Source organism: Pseudidiomarina planktonica (assembly GCF_900177775.1).
In the GTDB taxonomy this organism is placed as follows: Bacteria; Pseudomonadota; Gammaproteobacteria; order Enterobacterales; family Alteromonadaceae; genus Pseudidiomarina; species Pseudidiomarina planktonica.
Genome location: NZ_FXWH01000001.1, coordinates 250,300 through 264,122 on the forward strand (window position 1 = coordinate 250,300; position 13,823 = coordinate 264,122).

16 protein-coding genes are annotated in these 13,823 nt (G+C 46.9%); 10 read left to right on the forward strand and 6 right to left on the reverse strand.

Annotated features, from left to right (window positions below; genetic code table 11):
• Nucleotides 1-37: 37 nt before the first annotated feature.
• Nucleotides 38-613 (reverse strand): TetR/AcrR family transcriptional regulator, encoded by a 576-nt coding sequence (locus CCE91_RS01115; RefSeq protein WP_157984153.1) that lies wholly within the window; start codon nt 611-613, stop codon nt 38-40.
• A 181-nt stretch (nt 614-794) separates the two neighbouring features.
• Between CCE91_RS01115 and CCE91_RS01120 the strand changes: the two genes are divergently transcribed.
• From CCE91_RS01120 to CCE91_RS01130, 3 genes are read left to right on the forward strand one after another with little or no spacing between them, the layout of a single operon-like run.
• On the forward strand, nt 795-1,922 hold the full coding sequence (locus CCE91_RS01120; RefSeq protein ID WP_086433423.1) for a putative porin: 1,128 nt from the start codon (nt 795-797) through the stop codon (nt 1,920-1,922).
• Nucleotides 1,923-1,931: 9 nt separating this feature from the next.
• Nucleotides 1,932-2,345, forward strand: a complete 414-nt coding sequence (locus CCE91_RS01125) for a type 2 periplasmic-binding domain-containing protein (RefSeq protein WP_086433424.1) — start codon at nt 1,932-1,934, stop codon at nt 2,343-2,345.
• A gap of 24 nt (nt 2,346-2,369) precedes the next feature.
• Nucleotides 2,370-2,747, forward strand: a complete 378-nt coding sequence (locus CCE91_RS01130) for a RidA family protein (RefSeq protein ID WP_086433425.1) — start codon at nt 2,370-2,372, stop codon at nt 2,745-2,747.
• A gap of 41 nt (nt 2,748-2,788) precedes the next feature.
• On the opposite strand, the gene CCE91_RS01135 is transcribed toward CCE91_RS01130, so the two are convergent.
• The 3 genes from CCE91_RS01135 to CCE91_RS01145 all read right to left on the reverse strand — a co-directional run bounded on the left by CCE91_RS01135 (nt 2,789) and on the right by CCE91_RS01145 (nt 6,230).
• Entirely contained in the window at nt 2,789-4,102 is a 1,314-nt protein-coding gene (locus CCE91_RS01135) for an FAD-dependent oxidoreductase (protein ID WP_157984152.1), read from the reverse strand.
• Nucleotides 4,103-4,189: 87 nt separating this feature from the next.
• On the reverse strand, nt 4,190-4,639 hold the full coding sequence (locus CCE91_RS01140; protein ID WP_198677996.1) for a rhodanese-like domain-containing protein: 450 nt from the start codon (nt 4,637-4,639) through the stop codon (nt 4,190-4,192).
• Between the two features lie 154 nt (nt 4,640-4,793).
• Nucleotides 4,794-6,230, reverse strand: a complete 1,437-nt coding sequence (locus tag CCE91_RS01145) for an aminotransferase-like domain-containing protein (protein WP_086433428.1) — start codon at nt 6,228-6,230, stop codon at nt 4,794-4,796.
• Between the two features lie 222 nt (nt 6,231-6,452).
• On the opposite strand from CCE91_RS01145, the gene CCE91_RS01150 reads away from it, so the two are divergent.
• From CCE91_RS01150 to CCE91_RS01165, 4 genes are read left to right on the forward strand one after another with little or no spacing between them, the layout of a single operon-like run.
• The gene (locus CCE91_RS01150; protein WP_126797188.1) at nt 6,453-6,794 is read left to right on the forward strand and encodes a hypothetical protein; all 342 of its coding nucleotides are present in this window, start codon (nt 6,453-6,455) and stop codon (nt 6,792-6,794) included.
• 27 nt (nt 6,795-6,821) lie between these two features.
• Nucleotides 6,822-7,760 carry a ketopantoate reductase family protein gene (locus CCE91_RS01155; RefSeq protein WP_159454928.1) on the forward strand — a complete coding sequence of 313 codons (939 nt, stop codon included), beginning with the start codon at nt 6,822-6,824 and terminating at the stop codon, nt 7,758-7,760.
• Between the two features lie 29 nt (nt 7,761-7,789).
• Nucleotides 7,790-8,329: a DinB family protein gene (locus CCE91_RS01160; protein WP_157984151.1), complete on the forward strand. Its 540-nt coding sequence runs from the start codon at nt 7,790-7,792 to the stop codon at nt 8,327-8,329.
• A complete protein-coding gene (locus CCE91_RS01165) occupies nt 8,326-8,805 on the forward strand; it encodes a PaaI family thioesterase (RefSeq protein ID WP_086433432.1) in 480 nt (159 codons plus the stop codon). The genes CCE91_RS01160 and CCE91_RS01165 overlap by 4 nt, the downstream gene beginning before the upstream one ends.
• Here CCE91_RS01165 and CCE91_RS01170 read toward each other — a convergent pair.
• A complete protein-coding gene (locus CCE91_RS01170; protein ID WP_086433433.1) occupies nt 8,802-9,269 on the reverse strand; it encodes a DoxX family protein in 468 nt (155 codons plus the stop codon). The two genes, CCE91_RS01165 and CCE91_RS01170, sit on opposite strands and share 4 nt — an antisense overlap.
• Before the next feature lie 96 nt (nt 9,270-9,365).
• On the opposite strand from CCE91_RS01170, the gene CCE91_RS01175 reads away from it, so the two are divergent.
• The 3 genes from CCE91_RS01175 (at nt 9,366) to CCE91_RS01185 (ending at nt 12,887) form a co-directional block, all read left to right on the forward strand.
• Complete coding sequence (locus CCE91_RS01175) at nt 9,366-10,193, forward strand: alpha/beta hydrolase (protein ID WP_086433434.1); 828 nt, start codon at nt 9,366-9,368, stop codon at nt 10,191-10,193.
• 107 nt (nt 10,194-10,300) lie between these two features.
• A complete protein-coding gene (locus tag CCE91_RS01180; protein WP_086433435.1) occupies nt 10,301-11,206 on the forward strand; it encodes a magnesium chelatase domain-containing protein in 906 nt (301 codons plus the stop codon).
• Between the two features lie 568 nt (nt 11,207-11,774).
• Complete coding sequence (locus tag CCE91_RS01185; protein WP_086433436.1) at nt 11,775-12,887, forward strand: hypothetical protein; 1,113 nt, start codon at nt 11,775-11,777, stop codon at nt 12,885-12,887.
• Between the two features lie 637 nt (nt 12,888-13,524).
• Here CCE91_RS01185 and CCE91_RS12250 read toward each other — a convergent pair.
• Nucleotides 13,525-13,695, reverse strand: coding sequence for a hypothetical protein (locus CCE91_RS12250; protein ID WP_157984150.1), 171 nt, complete (start codon nt 13,693-13,695; stop codon nt 13,525-13,527).
• Nucleotides 13,696-13,823 lie beyond the last annotated feature (128 nt).

Consider the following 13,823-nt stretch of genomic DNA (forward strand, 5'->3'; position numbering starts at 1 on the left):
TAGGTACAGGGAGTGTGTAAAAAACCGCTACACCGGGCTAGCCCGCGCTTCTGTTTCGTACCAGCTCGATCAGAGTCGCGCGTGTTTCATTTAACAACGCAATAGATTCGTCATTGCTGACTATTCGCGCTAGCTGAATAGTTCCGAGCATAGAGGTAACGATAAGATGACCCAGTCGCGCGTCGCCGGCGCGTTCGGCGTAATCATTCAGCCAAGCTTGTACATGGCTTGAAAACTGAGCTTTGAGGTCAGCGGGTAGTCTGGCGATGTCGCTTGCCAGCGCACCAACAGCGCAACCCTGGGCAGGAGTGTCACGATGCTCAACCGCAAGGTATTGCTCAATCAATGCGATCAGTTGGGCCGTAGCATCGGGCTCAGCGTCGGCCTTGGTAGCCAGGCGTTCACGAACCTGATTGAAGCTCAAGGTTACGGCTTCCAGAACCAGCGCGTTCTTCGACGGGAAGTGCGCGTAAAAGCCGCCGTGCGTAAGCCCTACGCGGCTCATCAGCGTACTTACGCCGGTGCCGTCTACGCCGTTTTCCTTAAAGCTGCTGGCCGATTCTTCCAGTATATGTTGCCGGGTTCTGGCCTTGTGATCTTTGGAATACCGCAACTGAACCTCAAGTTTTTTAACAAGCTGTACTGGTAAGTATAACCGAAGCTCGATCCGTTTCAATCGCCTTTGTAGCAACGGCTAGCGGCTATTTTGGAGCGCAATACAGCTCAAAATTTTCTACTTGCATCGGTAAAACCTTCTGATTAAATTATGATCATCATATAAAGAGGGTAAGAAAATGCGATTGCTTATATACACACTAATCATCGGTTTTTCGCTGGGAGTTAGCAGCAAAGCCAACGCAGATATAAGATTTAATGGATTTGCATCGGTGAAAGCAGGAACAACGCTTGGAAGCGGTGAAACACTTTATAAATATGAAGATGAGTTGAGTTGGCGACATGAAACTCTGGTGGGACTGCAGTTTGGGGCCGATTTACAACAAGATCTTTCGGTAACGGCTCAGCTAGTTGGTAGAGGTAGCGAAAGCTATGAAACGAATCTTGAGTGGGCTTATATATCTTATCGAATAACCGACAATCTCAAGTTTAATGCTGGTCGAATTCGAACGCCATTCTATAAATACACCGACTTCATTGATGTTGGCTATGCGTATGACTGGGTGCGAGTGCCGCAGTCTGTGTACAACCTCAATTTCACCAACCTTGACGGCGTGTCGCTGTACTACACATCTCAGCTAATGGGGTTCGATTCAACCCTACATCTTACTGCTGGCAGTAATGATGGGAGACCAGAAATCGCTGGTCGTAAAGTTGATGGGAAGGTTCGAGGTGGTTACGGCATTATCTGGGAGCTAAACCGAGATTTCTTTACGGTTCGTCTGGCGCACTTAGGTGGCGAATTGACAGCATCAGATCCTGAGTTGAATGGTTTTACCGAAATGCTAAGAGGAATCGGCTACGCTAGTTTAGCTGACGACCTTTTACTTGATGATAGCCACTCCGATTTTAATGGGTTAGCCGTTACCCTCGACAAGTATGACTGGGTTCTGGTTAGTGAGCTTACCAATGTGACCTTCGAGAATTCTTTTGTACCTGAACAAACTGGTTTTTATGTTTCGCTGGGGCACCGAATGGAATCATTCACTCCTTATATTTCGTACGAAAAGCGCGACGATTCCGCCAAGAGAGAGATATATGCTGACGTACCTCAAACGGCGCCGTTTTACTCAGATTTGGCGGGGCTTATAGATAGCCTCGCAGTGGACCGAGAAGCATGGAGCTTAGGTATGCGCTATGACTTTCATTCTTCGGCTGCGTTTAAAGTTCAACTGACGCACTCTGATAACAAAATTACCAATGAACAAAACCAGCTTTTAACTTTCGGTATCGATCTGGTTTTTTAAGGGGACACCATGTCAAAACTAGTAAGCTTGATAATCTTAACTTTGCTGACCTTTCAGGCTCAAGCCGGAACCAGTGTCATTGTTCATCCTTCCAATAGCTTTAGCTTAACGGCGGACGACGTAACCCGGCTATTTACCGGGCGCAGTAAAACCTTTCCGGACGGGCGCACTGCGGTTCCGGTGAATCTTACCGAAGATGTTGCTGTGCGTGCTGTATTTGACGAAAAAGTACTGGGGCGTTCGTCCAGTCAAATTAAAGCACACTGGTCGAAACTTCTGTTTACCGGTAAAGGAACGCCACCGAAAGAGGTTGATTCCGATCAGGAAGTTATTGATTTGGTGAAGAGCAATCCGAATATCATTGGTTACATTAGCAGTGAGAATGCTACTGGTGACGTAAAAGTTGTGTTGTCGGTAGACTAATGTGCTTGGTTCAGAGGTGCTGCAGTGAAGCATGTATTTAGCAGAAAGTTATTTCAATCCTCAGCCCCATTTTCACATTATGTTGAAGACCAGGGGCTGGGGTTTATTTCAGGAATTATCGCTCAGGACCCAACATCCGGTTTATTGCAGGCCGAGGATTTCGAGCAACAACTTCTGGGCACCCTAAATAACTTACGAGTATTACTAAGAGAGGTTGGCGTAACTGAAAAAAACGTTCTTCGCATTTGTATTTATTTACGCGATTATCAGAATTTTGATTGTTTGAATAAATTATACGGTGCTCACTTTTCTAGGCCATATCCGGCTAGAACAACCATTGCGGTTGCAGGTTTACCCCTAGGCGCGAAAGTGCAAATTGATGCTGTTATTAAATTGGCATAGGCATGAGCACTGCTCATGCCTTTTTTTTACCAATAATAAATTTAGCAACAGGAGTTAGTGGTTGCATCAACCGTCTGACAGCAGTTGGGGTTATCTTCGGAACTACAAACTCCAGTAGCAGGCAAGGATAGCTTCACATCAAAAGCTGCGTCGAAATCACCGTCCAGGTAGGCAACCACAGAACGAACTTGTTCATAACCTACAATCATTAAAAATCCTGGTGCGCGCCCGTAGCTCTTATTCCCGACAATAAAAAAATTCGCTTCCGGTTGTTTTAGTTCTCTGGCTCCGTGGGGAGCAATGGTGCCGCAGTGATGGAAGTTCGGATCTATCATATGCGCAAGACTGCGAACGCATTCAAGGCCCGGGTCTAAATCAACTCGTAACTCACGATTCATGGTTAAATCGGGGCGTTGGCCGGTGGCAACAATCACGTGATCGACGCTTAGTTCGGTAAAGTCGCCTGAAGCTGTCGTTGCGGCCAGATACACGCCGTTAATAGCTTCAGAAACGGCATACACTTTAAAGTCAGTTAAAACTTTCAAGCGACCACTTTCAACCAGCTGTTGTAATTGTTTACCAAGGCGAGCTCGCTCCGGCAGTTCGTCGTTAATACCACCACCGAAAACCCGACGGGTATCATTACCACGCAAAATCCAGAACAGTTCAAGGTCGTTTCTGGAGCCGGCGGCTTTTGCCAGTGAAATCAGATTGTGGGCGGCAGAATGGCCGGAACCAATTACCGCCACACGACGTTTTAGCCAAAGTGATTCGTGAGCCAAATTGGGCATGCCGTAACTGATATAGGTGGCAGCATCATCTTCGCCGTCCGCAGGCAGGCCGTTCGCACCAATAGGATTTGGTTGACCCCAGGTGCCGGTTGCGTCAATAACAGCTGCGGCCAGATATTCCTTGCAGGCACCTCCCGAGGTTCGGGTTTTTATTACGAAAGGAGCTTGCTCGCGGTTAACTACTTTTACTTTATCGAAGGCTTCACGCGAAATAGCGACAGCCGTTTCTTCGTAGTGAATGAAAGGTGCTATTTCAGGTAATTGCGCTAGAGGCTCCAGATAGGCTTGATAAAACTCACCTGCAGTAGGATGGTCGTTTTCATCGGGCGCTTCCCAGCCTGACGCCTGCAGTAGCTCCACAGCGGTTTGATCAAGGTTATATTGCCAGGGGGAGAATAGCTTTACATGCTCCCATTCTTCCATGTGTCCGCCAACACGATCGCTTCGCTCAATAACCATAAATGACATACCGCGTTTGGCGAGATGTGCTGCGGCGGCAAGGCCAACTGGCCCGGCGCCAATAATCACGACTTTATAGTCATGGCTTTTTAATACAGATTCCATTACTAGTGCCTTTCGTTGGTGATAGTCACCAACCAAGACGCGCCTGTTAGAGAATGGATGCAGTGCTACATACTCCATTATGCTCAGCTATAGTTCTGGAAAGGCCAGTGCATGCGCCAGCTTGCCATCAAAAGGGTAGCGCTGGCGCTCCCAACCTTCAATACCACCAAGCATGATTTTTACTCTAAAGCCAAATCCGGCAATGGCTGCGGCGGCTTTATCTGCTGCGTTGCAGTGAGTTCCGGCACAGTAAACAACAAAGCAGCGTTCTTCGTGCCCGGTTTGTAACATCTGAAGTTCGGCACGACTTAGTTCACTACGAGGAAAATTTTTTGCGCCCGGCAAGTGATATTGTTCAAATGACTTTTTACTGCGAACGTCGAGCAAAATGAAGTCGACGTTGCCGGTTTGATAAGCTTCATAAACATCCGCGCAGTCGGTTTCAAATTGCAATTTAGCGGCAAAATAGAGCTGACTCTCATCGGGGTCTGCAGGTGGCGTAGCCATTACTTTGGAAACTGTCGCTGAATGTATCATGGGTATCCTCGCTAAAGCCTCTGCTGAGGCTAGTCACTTGTGGATTAACGAGAGTACGTTTGGTGTTGGGCAAAGAATAGATACACTTGCAGAGCATAAGCTATGCACAGCTGTGAATTTAGCTGTGACTACACTGATGAGCCAAAGTGTGAATTCAGGCCACAGATGCCGATCGGCTCCGGTTCGCGCGGGTAATTAAACTTCCAAGAGCTTTCATAGCAGTGCGGAACTCGGCTTCCCAGGCGCTTGCGAAGGATATTCGCAAGCAGTTTCTAAACTTGCCGGTGGGTGAAAAAATTGGACCTGGTGCAATGGAAATGGCTTTGTCGAGGGCTTGCCCAGCCAACATTACGGCATCTATGTGTTCCGGCAGTTCTAGCCAAAGCACATAGCCGCCTTGCGGCTTGCTAACGCGAATTTCATCAGGGAAAAACTCTTCCAGCAACTGCTGCGTTCTGTTCAGGGCACGTTCGTATTCACCTTTAACCTGACGCAGGTGGCGATCGTACTTTCCCGACTCCAAAAAATAGGCAACGGCTAGCTGGGTAACCGATGGACAGGCTAAATTGGTGGTGAACTTTAAAAACTCCAGCTTGCTCTGACGATGGTTGGAGGTAAGCCAGCCAACCCGCAGATCGGGTGCTATTGTTTTGGCGAAACCGCTGCAATACAAAACATCTGCGGTGTCATCTAATCCAAGAAAACTCGATGGCCGGGGGCCATTAAAACCAAGATCACCAAAGCTGTCGTCTTCAATTAACGGAACTTGTTTGGATTTCAATAGTTTCAGAATAGCTTTCTTGCGGTAGTCGCTCATGACATAACCGAGCGGATTACTAAAATTCGGCACAATAACGCAAGCCTTTACCGGCCAGTTTTCCAGTGCTACCTGCAAAGCGTCGGCGGCAATTCCTTCGGTTGGGTGAGTCGGTATTTCAAGGGCTTTCAAACCCAGCGATTCAATAACTTGTAGCACACCATAAAAAGTCGGTGACTCAATAGCTACTATATCGCCGGGTTTAGTGGTGGCGCGCAGTGCCAGCGTTAGCGCTTCCTGACAACCGTTAGTAATCAGAATATTGTCCGGCGTCACCATAGCGCCTGTTTCAGCCATTCGACGAGCCAGCTGTTGCCTTAATTCGGGGGCTCCGGCGGGCATTTCGTAGCTGGCCAAACGGCGTTGCGTACGAATCGCTTTGGCAAGTGACTTCTCAATACCTCGCAGCGGTAAAAATGCGGACGCGGGAATGGCCGATCCCAGCTTAATAACACGCGGGTCACTGGCGGCTTTCGCCATCGCCATAACCATTTCTTGCCCTTCTACTGCACAGGGTTGGGCCTGCTTATTCGAATCGCTTTGCTTAATGGTTTTAATGTCAGCGCGGGCGCGGATAAAGAAGCCGGACTTGGGGCGGGTTTCCAGATAACCGTGATCCTGCAATTGTCGGTAGGCCGCTAGCACCGTGGCTATGCTCAGATTGCGGTGAATGCTCATGCGGCGGATACCGGGCAGCCGGTCACCGGACAGATAATGGCCATTCACAATTTCAGCTTTCAGCTCGTCGGCGAGTTCTTGATACAAAAACGACATGGCGATACCCCGCAAAGGTTACCGGCGCAGACGGCTCTGTGTTCATCTGTGCTGGTCATTTCATTGGTTGTCTGTATCTGTATAGATTAAGTGTAAGCAACTAGCCTGTCAATTCACGGTGCAACTCATTGGTGGATGCGCCTGCAGGTATTTAGATTGGTAGGGTGAGCTAAGGTGTTCGAGTTCGAAATCTGAATGGCCTGATTACTCGGGAGACATATGATGTCAGGTCAGCAAACTACAGAACCGCCCCCTGGGCTTATGGCAAGTGCTGAAGCAAGGGAACGCAGCAAGTTCGGAGGGAATCTGGAAATCAGAACTTACATCAGTACGCCGTCGTTAACAGAAACGGCAAGTTTAGAGGTCGGTGACGCACTGAATTTAGGGTTTTATAAAGTCGGTCCATTGCAGGTAGTAGCAGTGTTTCGGCATGGAAAGCTATTAGGTGGAGTTGCCAATCACCATCAAACCTTAAAAAGCTATTTAGCCAGAGGCTATAAGTTTGAAGTTGAAGTGGTTAGCAAGCGGTGTGACAAATTCCAAATCATTATCAGTTCTGTGTAATGGAACTAGGTGCAGGAGTATGAGTTTGTGAGTTCAACAGAAGAAAAGCCCGTTTACGTGATTGGTGCTGGTGCTATCGGCTTCCCCCTGGCGGCTTGCTTAACTCTTGCCGGTCGCTCGGTGATTGCTGTGCGTAGCAGTCGCAGCGATATTTCGTCCAGTGTGGTGGCGATTACTATGCATCACAATGGCCGTCCGGTAAGTGTTGCAGTAAAAACCATTTCGTTAAATAAGCTGCCAAAACTTGATGGCATCGTGGTTATTGCTTCTAAGTCGTACGCCAATAAAACCATTGCCGATGCTCTGAAAGAAAAATCGGTTAAGGGCCCTATTATAGTGATGCAAAATGGCATTGGTGTTGAGCAGGCATTTATTGATGCCGGTTTTACCAATATTTATCGCTGTGTACTGTACCTAACCAGTCAGTCTTATTCCGAATATGATTTCAGCGTAACGCCGGTAAGGCCGTCGCCCGTAGGCATAGTAAATGGCAATGAATTTGAACTGTCTAGCTGCATAACCAAGCTTCATACCGACGAGTTTCCATTCTGTCGCCAGCCAAACATTCATCGTGAAGTTTGGAAGAAAACCATAGTAAATGTGGCCTTTAACTCCATTTGCCCGCTGCTGGGTGTCGATAATGGCATCTTTGTTCGCGACACCAGTGCAGCACAGTTGGCGCGTGAGCTTGTGCAGGAATGTTTGCTGCTGCTCAGCAAGCTTGCCATCGATCTGGATGAAGCCGAGCTAATGACCCAAATCATGACTATTAGCAGTCGCTCCGATGGGCTCTACATTTCCACGCTGCAAGACATAAACACCGGCCGGCCTACTGAAATAGAGTTCTTGAACCTGGAGATTGCACGCATTGCGCGGGCGCTTAGTCCTAGTCTTGAATTACCGAAAATTGAGTTGCTTGGCAACATGATTGCAGCGAAGTCGCAACTGGGGCTTAAGGTTAAGTAAGCAACAAATAGATGCAGGAGCCGGTAGTTATGACCACGTGTGAAATTTTAAAATTTAAGAGCCAGTACAATATTTGGATGAATCATCAGCTTTATGAAATCTGCACAGAATTAACCGACAGTCAGCGTAAGCGCGATCTTGGTGCTTTTTTTAAGTCTATTCACGGCACTTTTAATCATATTTACCTGGTAGATACCTTATGGCTCTCGCGCTGTAATGACAGCGTTCTTCGCGTTGGTAAGTCGCTGGGCGATGAAGTATTCAGTGATTTCGAAACCTTGCACTTGGCTCACACCGCACTATCACAGCAGCTCAGCCAGTTCGTTGAAGGCTTAAGTGAATCCGATTTAGACGAATCCGTAACTTACAACAGCATGCAATCTGGCAAGCAAAAATCACTACCACTCGGGTTATTGTTATTTCATTTGTTTAATCATCAAACGCATCATCGCGGTCAGCTTACCGCCATGATTTCGCAGTATGTGGATGACTTCGGTAGTACCGATATGATTTTCATGCCCCTGGCTGAAGTGTTCTTTAAAACCCCAGTTGAGGAATTTACGTTATGAGTGGAAAAACACTGTCAGTGCTCGACTACCTGAACAAACTGGTTGCTGGCCATCTTCAACCCGGCGATAAAACCCACATGCTGTATCCAACTGCCATATCGCAAACCTTGAAAATGCGAATTGTGGACGTAGGCGAGGGAATAGCGACCATAGAAATGGATACCGACCCCGACATTCACGGTAATCAGCAGGGAACTGTTCATGGCGGTTTACTGGCGGAATTGGCCGACGCGGCAATAGGCACCGCACATTCTACCTTAATGAGTGAAACCGAGTCGTTCACTAGTATTGAGCTGAAAATGAATTACTTCCGGCCAGTTTGGACCAATCGACTGAAGGCTATTGCGCGACCCGTGCAGTCGGGCCGCACTATTACGCATTACCAATGCCAGATCGTTCGCGATGATGGCAAGGTTGCGGCACTGGCTAGCAGCGTCGTTATGACACTGCGAGGCGAAAAAGCTGCAGGGCGTTAATTCGCTTTCGTTTTTTTGATAGCAGCATAAATAACACCAATGAGTAGTGCCTGAATAAAGGTACGTAAAAATAGGGGCGTTGCTGGCCGATCATTAAATGGAATGTCATTCAGTGCCGCATTTATATTGGCCGGGAACACGCAGATAAGAAACAGGATTAAACAAATACCGGTGAGTTTTGCGAAGCGGGGAACAAGTATGCCAATGGCACCGGCAAACTCAAGCAGGCCCGTGGCATAAATAATCCACATCTGTTTTGGCACCGGGCTGGGCAGCATGGCCAGCATGTCGTGTTTCAACTCGGTGAAGTGGGCAATGCCAGTAGTGACAAACACAACCGCTACCGACAGACGTAAACTGTGCTGCCAGGTCAGTTCAGAGGCAAACTGCCAGTGCGGTGTGAGCAGCCTTCGACAGGCTTCGAATACAGGTATCGCTATGAGCAATATATATAAAACAATCATGTTCTTTCCTTTTTCAAGTTAACAGTGTTAATATTGGTTATTGTATAAGCGCATTTAAAAAAGTAAATGTGAATTTTAGAAACAGGTAGGCAAATTATGTTGCTCAAATTATTCCGATTCGGTTTCAATTGCTACGCACGACTATTTCCGGTGCGCGCCCGCGAAAGCGCGCGTAAGCTTTTAATGACGCCGCGCCTGAGCAATAAGCCACTGCGAGAGCTTAACGACTTGCCAAATCCTGAGGCCTCACCCCTGGCTAGCGGCGGCATGTTATACAGTTGGTATGGGGGTAATAAAACAGCGGTGTTTCTGCATGGTTGGGAGGGTAACTACCTGCAGTTTCAGCCGTTATTCCGGAAACTATACACGAAGGGGTGGAGTGTTCACTCAATTGCTGCGCCTGGGCATAAAGGTGCGAAAGAATCTGAGTCGCACCCAATTAAATTCTTAGATAGCTTGCAGGAAGTGGCGAAGCGTTTAGACAACATTGATTTGCTTGTTGGCTATTCTATGGGGGCTGGCGTTTCCGCTGCGCTTGGGGCTGATTCCGGCGATTCGACCCTAAGCTTACCAAAGAAAATGGTACTTATTGCACCACCATCATCATTTCAGAATGTATTGCAGCGCTTTTGCCAATTTATCGGCTTGCCGGGTTCACACCAACAGGCTTTTATAAGTTATGTGAGTGACTATGTGAAGCGTCCGGTTAGCGAGCTGGACTTACTTGTTGCAGGCCAACAGATAACAGCAAAAACCTTGGTTATACATGATTATGCAGACAAAGAGATTCCACACGATGAGGGACATGCGCTCGCTAAGGCCATTCCTGCCGGAGAGTGTATGAGCACGATTGGCTTTGGGCATCGCCGAGTTCTAAAGGCTGACTCTGTGATTGCGAAGATCGTTGAGTTTGCGAACACCTAGTCCGAGCTGCGCTGTCGGCAAATAGCTACAGAAGAAGCATCCTTTCACCGCTAGTTTGGCTGGGGCAAACTATTTAGTCTGGTAGTTTTAGCCAACAAGGATGTGGCATGAAACTCGCAACGGTGTTTACCAGAGCGGTGCAGGGTATTAGCGCGCCGCAAGTAACCGTAGAAGTGAACCTATCCGACGGTTTACCAGCTTTTACTATTGTAGGAATGCCCGAAGCTTCGGTACGGGAAGCCCGTGACCGGGTGAAAACGGCCTTAGTAAACGCTGGCTTCGATTTTCCTGCGGCCACTAAAATAATGGTAAATATGGCGCCTGCCGATGTTCCCAAGCAGGGCGCGCGCTACGATCTCGCTATTGCCATTGGCATTTTGGTGGCTTCAAACCAGCTCCCTGAAGCTGCGGTTGCAGGTCGTGAATTTTATGGCGAGCTTACTTTAACCGGTGATTTACGCGGGGTACCGGGAGTGCTTCCAGCCGTTATCGCCTGTCGCGATGAAGGTCGCGAAGCCGTTATTCCGCAGGCAAATCAAGCCGAAGCCAGCGTGCTGAAACAACAAGAATGTGTAGCAGGTATTAGCCTGGCCGATGTTTATGAGCATCTTCATGGGCGGCATCCGTTGCCATTTATCAAGCCGCTGGCCGAGCAAAAAGACTATGACTACTTTGGCGATATTGCCGATGTTGTTGGGCAGCAGCAGGCGAAACGTGCGCTGTTATTAGCGGCGGCAGGTGGGCATCATTTACTCTTTGTGGGGCCGCCTGGCACCGGCAAAACCATGCTGGCGCAGCGCTTGCTAGGGTTACTGCCCGCGCTGTCAGAAACTCAGGCGCTGGAAGTGGCAGCGTTGCGATCCGTAAGTGGTCAACCCTTTGAACCTAAGCACTGGCGTCAGCGAAGTTGCCGAGCACCGCATCATAGTTGTTCGGCGGCCGCACTGGTTGGTGGTGGTTCTGTCAATTCCCATAATAAATGCAAATTTCCCATAATAAGCGCAAATAAATGATTTTGAACGACTATCGAATAGAAGGTATTAAAATCAGTGGGATATCTCATCTCGTTAGCAATAGCTACGTGCTGAGTGGTTTAGTTTCTAAATGGAACTAACCGACTCCCGTAGCTTCGACTAAAGGCTCAACATTATGACGACCAGTCTTGTCATGTTCTACTCAATGCCTGGAATATGACTAACCAGCCATGCTTTAGGCTTTGGTTCCGTTCATAACTGACCTTTATGGCAACGATAGTGCGACACCTGTATTTGAGAATAAAAAAAATTTCCGGAAAAAGCTTATGACGCTGAGTGCCATTACTGTTGAGCGAATATCATCTTTACTGCTAAAGACTGATAATTAGATTTTGCATTATGTTGTATAAGTATTGGATAGTAGCTTCTTCACGGCATGACAACATGCTGAATGACGGGGAGCTTTTTGGTATTTTCGATAATCTAGAGCGTGAACGATACAAAAGTCTAAAAGACTTAGTTGGTGTTGTTCGCAATAGATAGATGAACTGAATCGCAGCGCTTTTTGCTAGGATAAGATTTCCACATAAATAATTGGAGAATTCAGATGCCTTTGACGGCGTATTCAAGAACCGAAGAAAGAGAGGTCGATGTTAATCAAGTCTTGAATCTCCTGTCGCTTCGGTATGGGACACAATACCCGGTAAAATCGAATGAAATACCAGAGAAGTGGAGGACATTTCTCCGAACCGATATTGAATGCCCATGTTGTTTTGTTACTGGCGTAGATGTTGTTCAAGAAAGCATCTCCAAAACCTCTCAGAAGGTAGTAAGGCAGGGCTATTTTAGGTTTTCCTCTCCTGGTCACAAACCAGAGTGTGATTTTGCCAAAAATGATTCTCTTGGTTTTATTCCTGAAAATCTAGTTGCTTTCGGCACAGAAAGATCAAACCTTACTAGAGTTATTAGAGAGCTGGTTTGCAAGGGAATACAAAACAGAGCATTTAGCCAAAAATCCATTCGAGATATGCGAGAATGGTTTTTCCAGAAAAAAGTAACTGCCTTATTATATGTGGATCTTGACCCACACCTTCCTAACTGGCTGAAGAATCTGCATTATACCGCTTTACCAGCGGTGAATTCGGTCAGTATACCTCTGTCAGCCAAAATTGTGGCCATGCCAGGCTTCGACTGGAAATACGCAGCAAAGAGGGTTTTAGCTACACGCCATAAATCTACTTTAGAGACTATCCAGAATAAGCGTCTCTGGCTTCACGAACTCTCAACTCGTGTTGAATCATTAGCAAAACGCTATAGTGGCGAGAATGTTTTTGATCCAACCGCGCTCAAAGCTGAGTATATTCAGAGCATTTCGCTTGCGAAATTTATATCCGCTAATTACGGGCCTTTGGTGTCGGCAAACAAAAAGAGGAATGGTGAGGTCGCTAGTTGTGTACTTGCACTATCAGCACTTCTTTTATTTGTAAAAGATTGGGATTTAGCTAAGGCAGCAGATCTGTTTGCATCGATTTCGAGTTCCTCAGAGAGTTTCGACCCTGATCTCGGCAACGTGATGGGTCTGAATCCGTTCCATGACTTCAAGGCATGGGAGATGTTGAAGATACTTCAAGAGAGTGGGTTGACTGTTCCCGACGAACTTTCTCCTATCGACGAGTTAAGCCAGATAGAGAGCGACCTCCGTGAACAATTCCAGACTTAGAGTCAAATTCCACAATGGATGGTGTGTGTTATTTGACACCTTTAAATGTATGGCCAGTGTATATGAAGTACTCTACCCCACTTGACCCAATTTAATGGAAATTTCATCGATATCGTGGCCCTATTCTTAGGGAGGGTCACTATTGATAGACTCTCATTTTAAGAATTTCTCGCAGAATGAATTGAACTGTTGCTTTTGAAATAACCGGAACTGCTCCAGCAAGTAGCGAGGGGTAAATGTTAACCCCTCAAAAATATGTCTGCAAAAGGACTCGACTGCTTTTACGAGTTAAAAGTTCAGTACACATAGGTAGCGAGAGGAATACCCTCAAACCTAGCAGAAAAAGAGTGGATCGAAAGTAGACTGAATTGACGCCTCTCAAAATGGATGTTTTGATTTTATTCAAGTTTCTTGTGGTCAAATTATTTATACTTTCGTTCATAGATAGTACCTCGGTATTTTCTGTGGAGATTCGAACTCCAAAGTGATTGTTAAAGTGAATTGTTAAGTCATATGGGGCAACAGAAACCGCCAGTATATTAGTTAAAAATTCGAACCACTCTCCCACGCTACCTATATGTACTGTCACCAACTATTTTAACATTAATATCGAATTATTAAACGCGCCTATGTTTAATTAGCCTGTCGATTCGCCGGTTGAATTTAACAGTTCCTCGTTGCGGTGAATCTCTTCAGACAAGTCGTGTATTTTACTCTCTGCGTTACTGTAAGCCCATTGCCAAACGCGTCTGATTTTCTTTAGCTCATCAATATATTCAATTAACTCGCCGCTCGACTTTTTCGTCATGATTAGTTTCCCATTCAGAGTATTCTTCGTCCTATTATATGATTTTATGGCTCGAGCTGCCTTACCCCGCGTGTACGTAATATCTGACAATGTTGTAGGAAATGAGGCTCTGAACTAACGACGCCGAG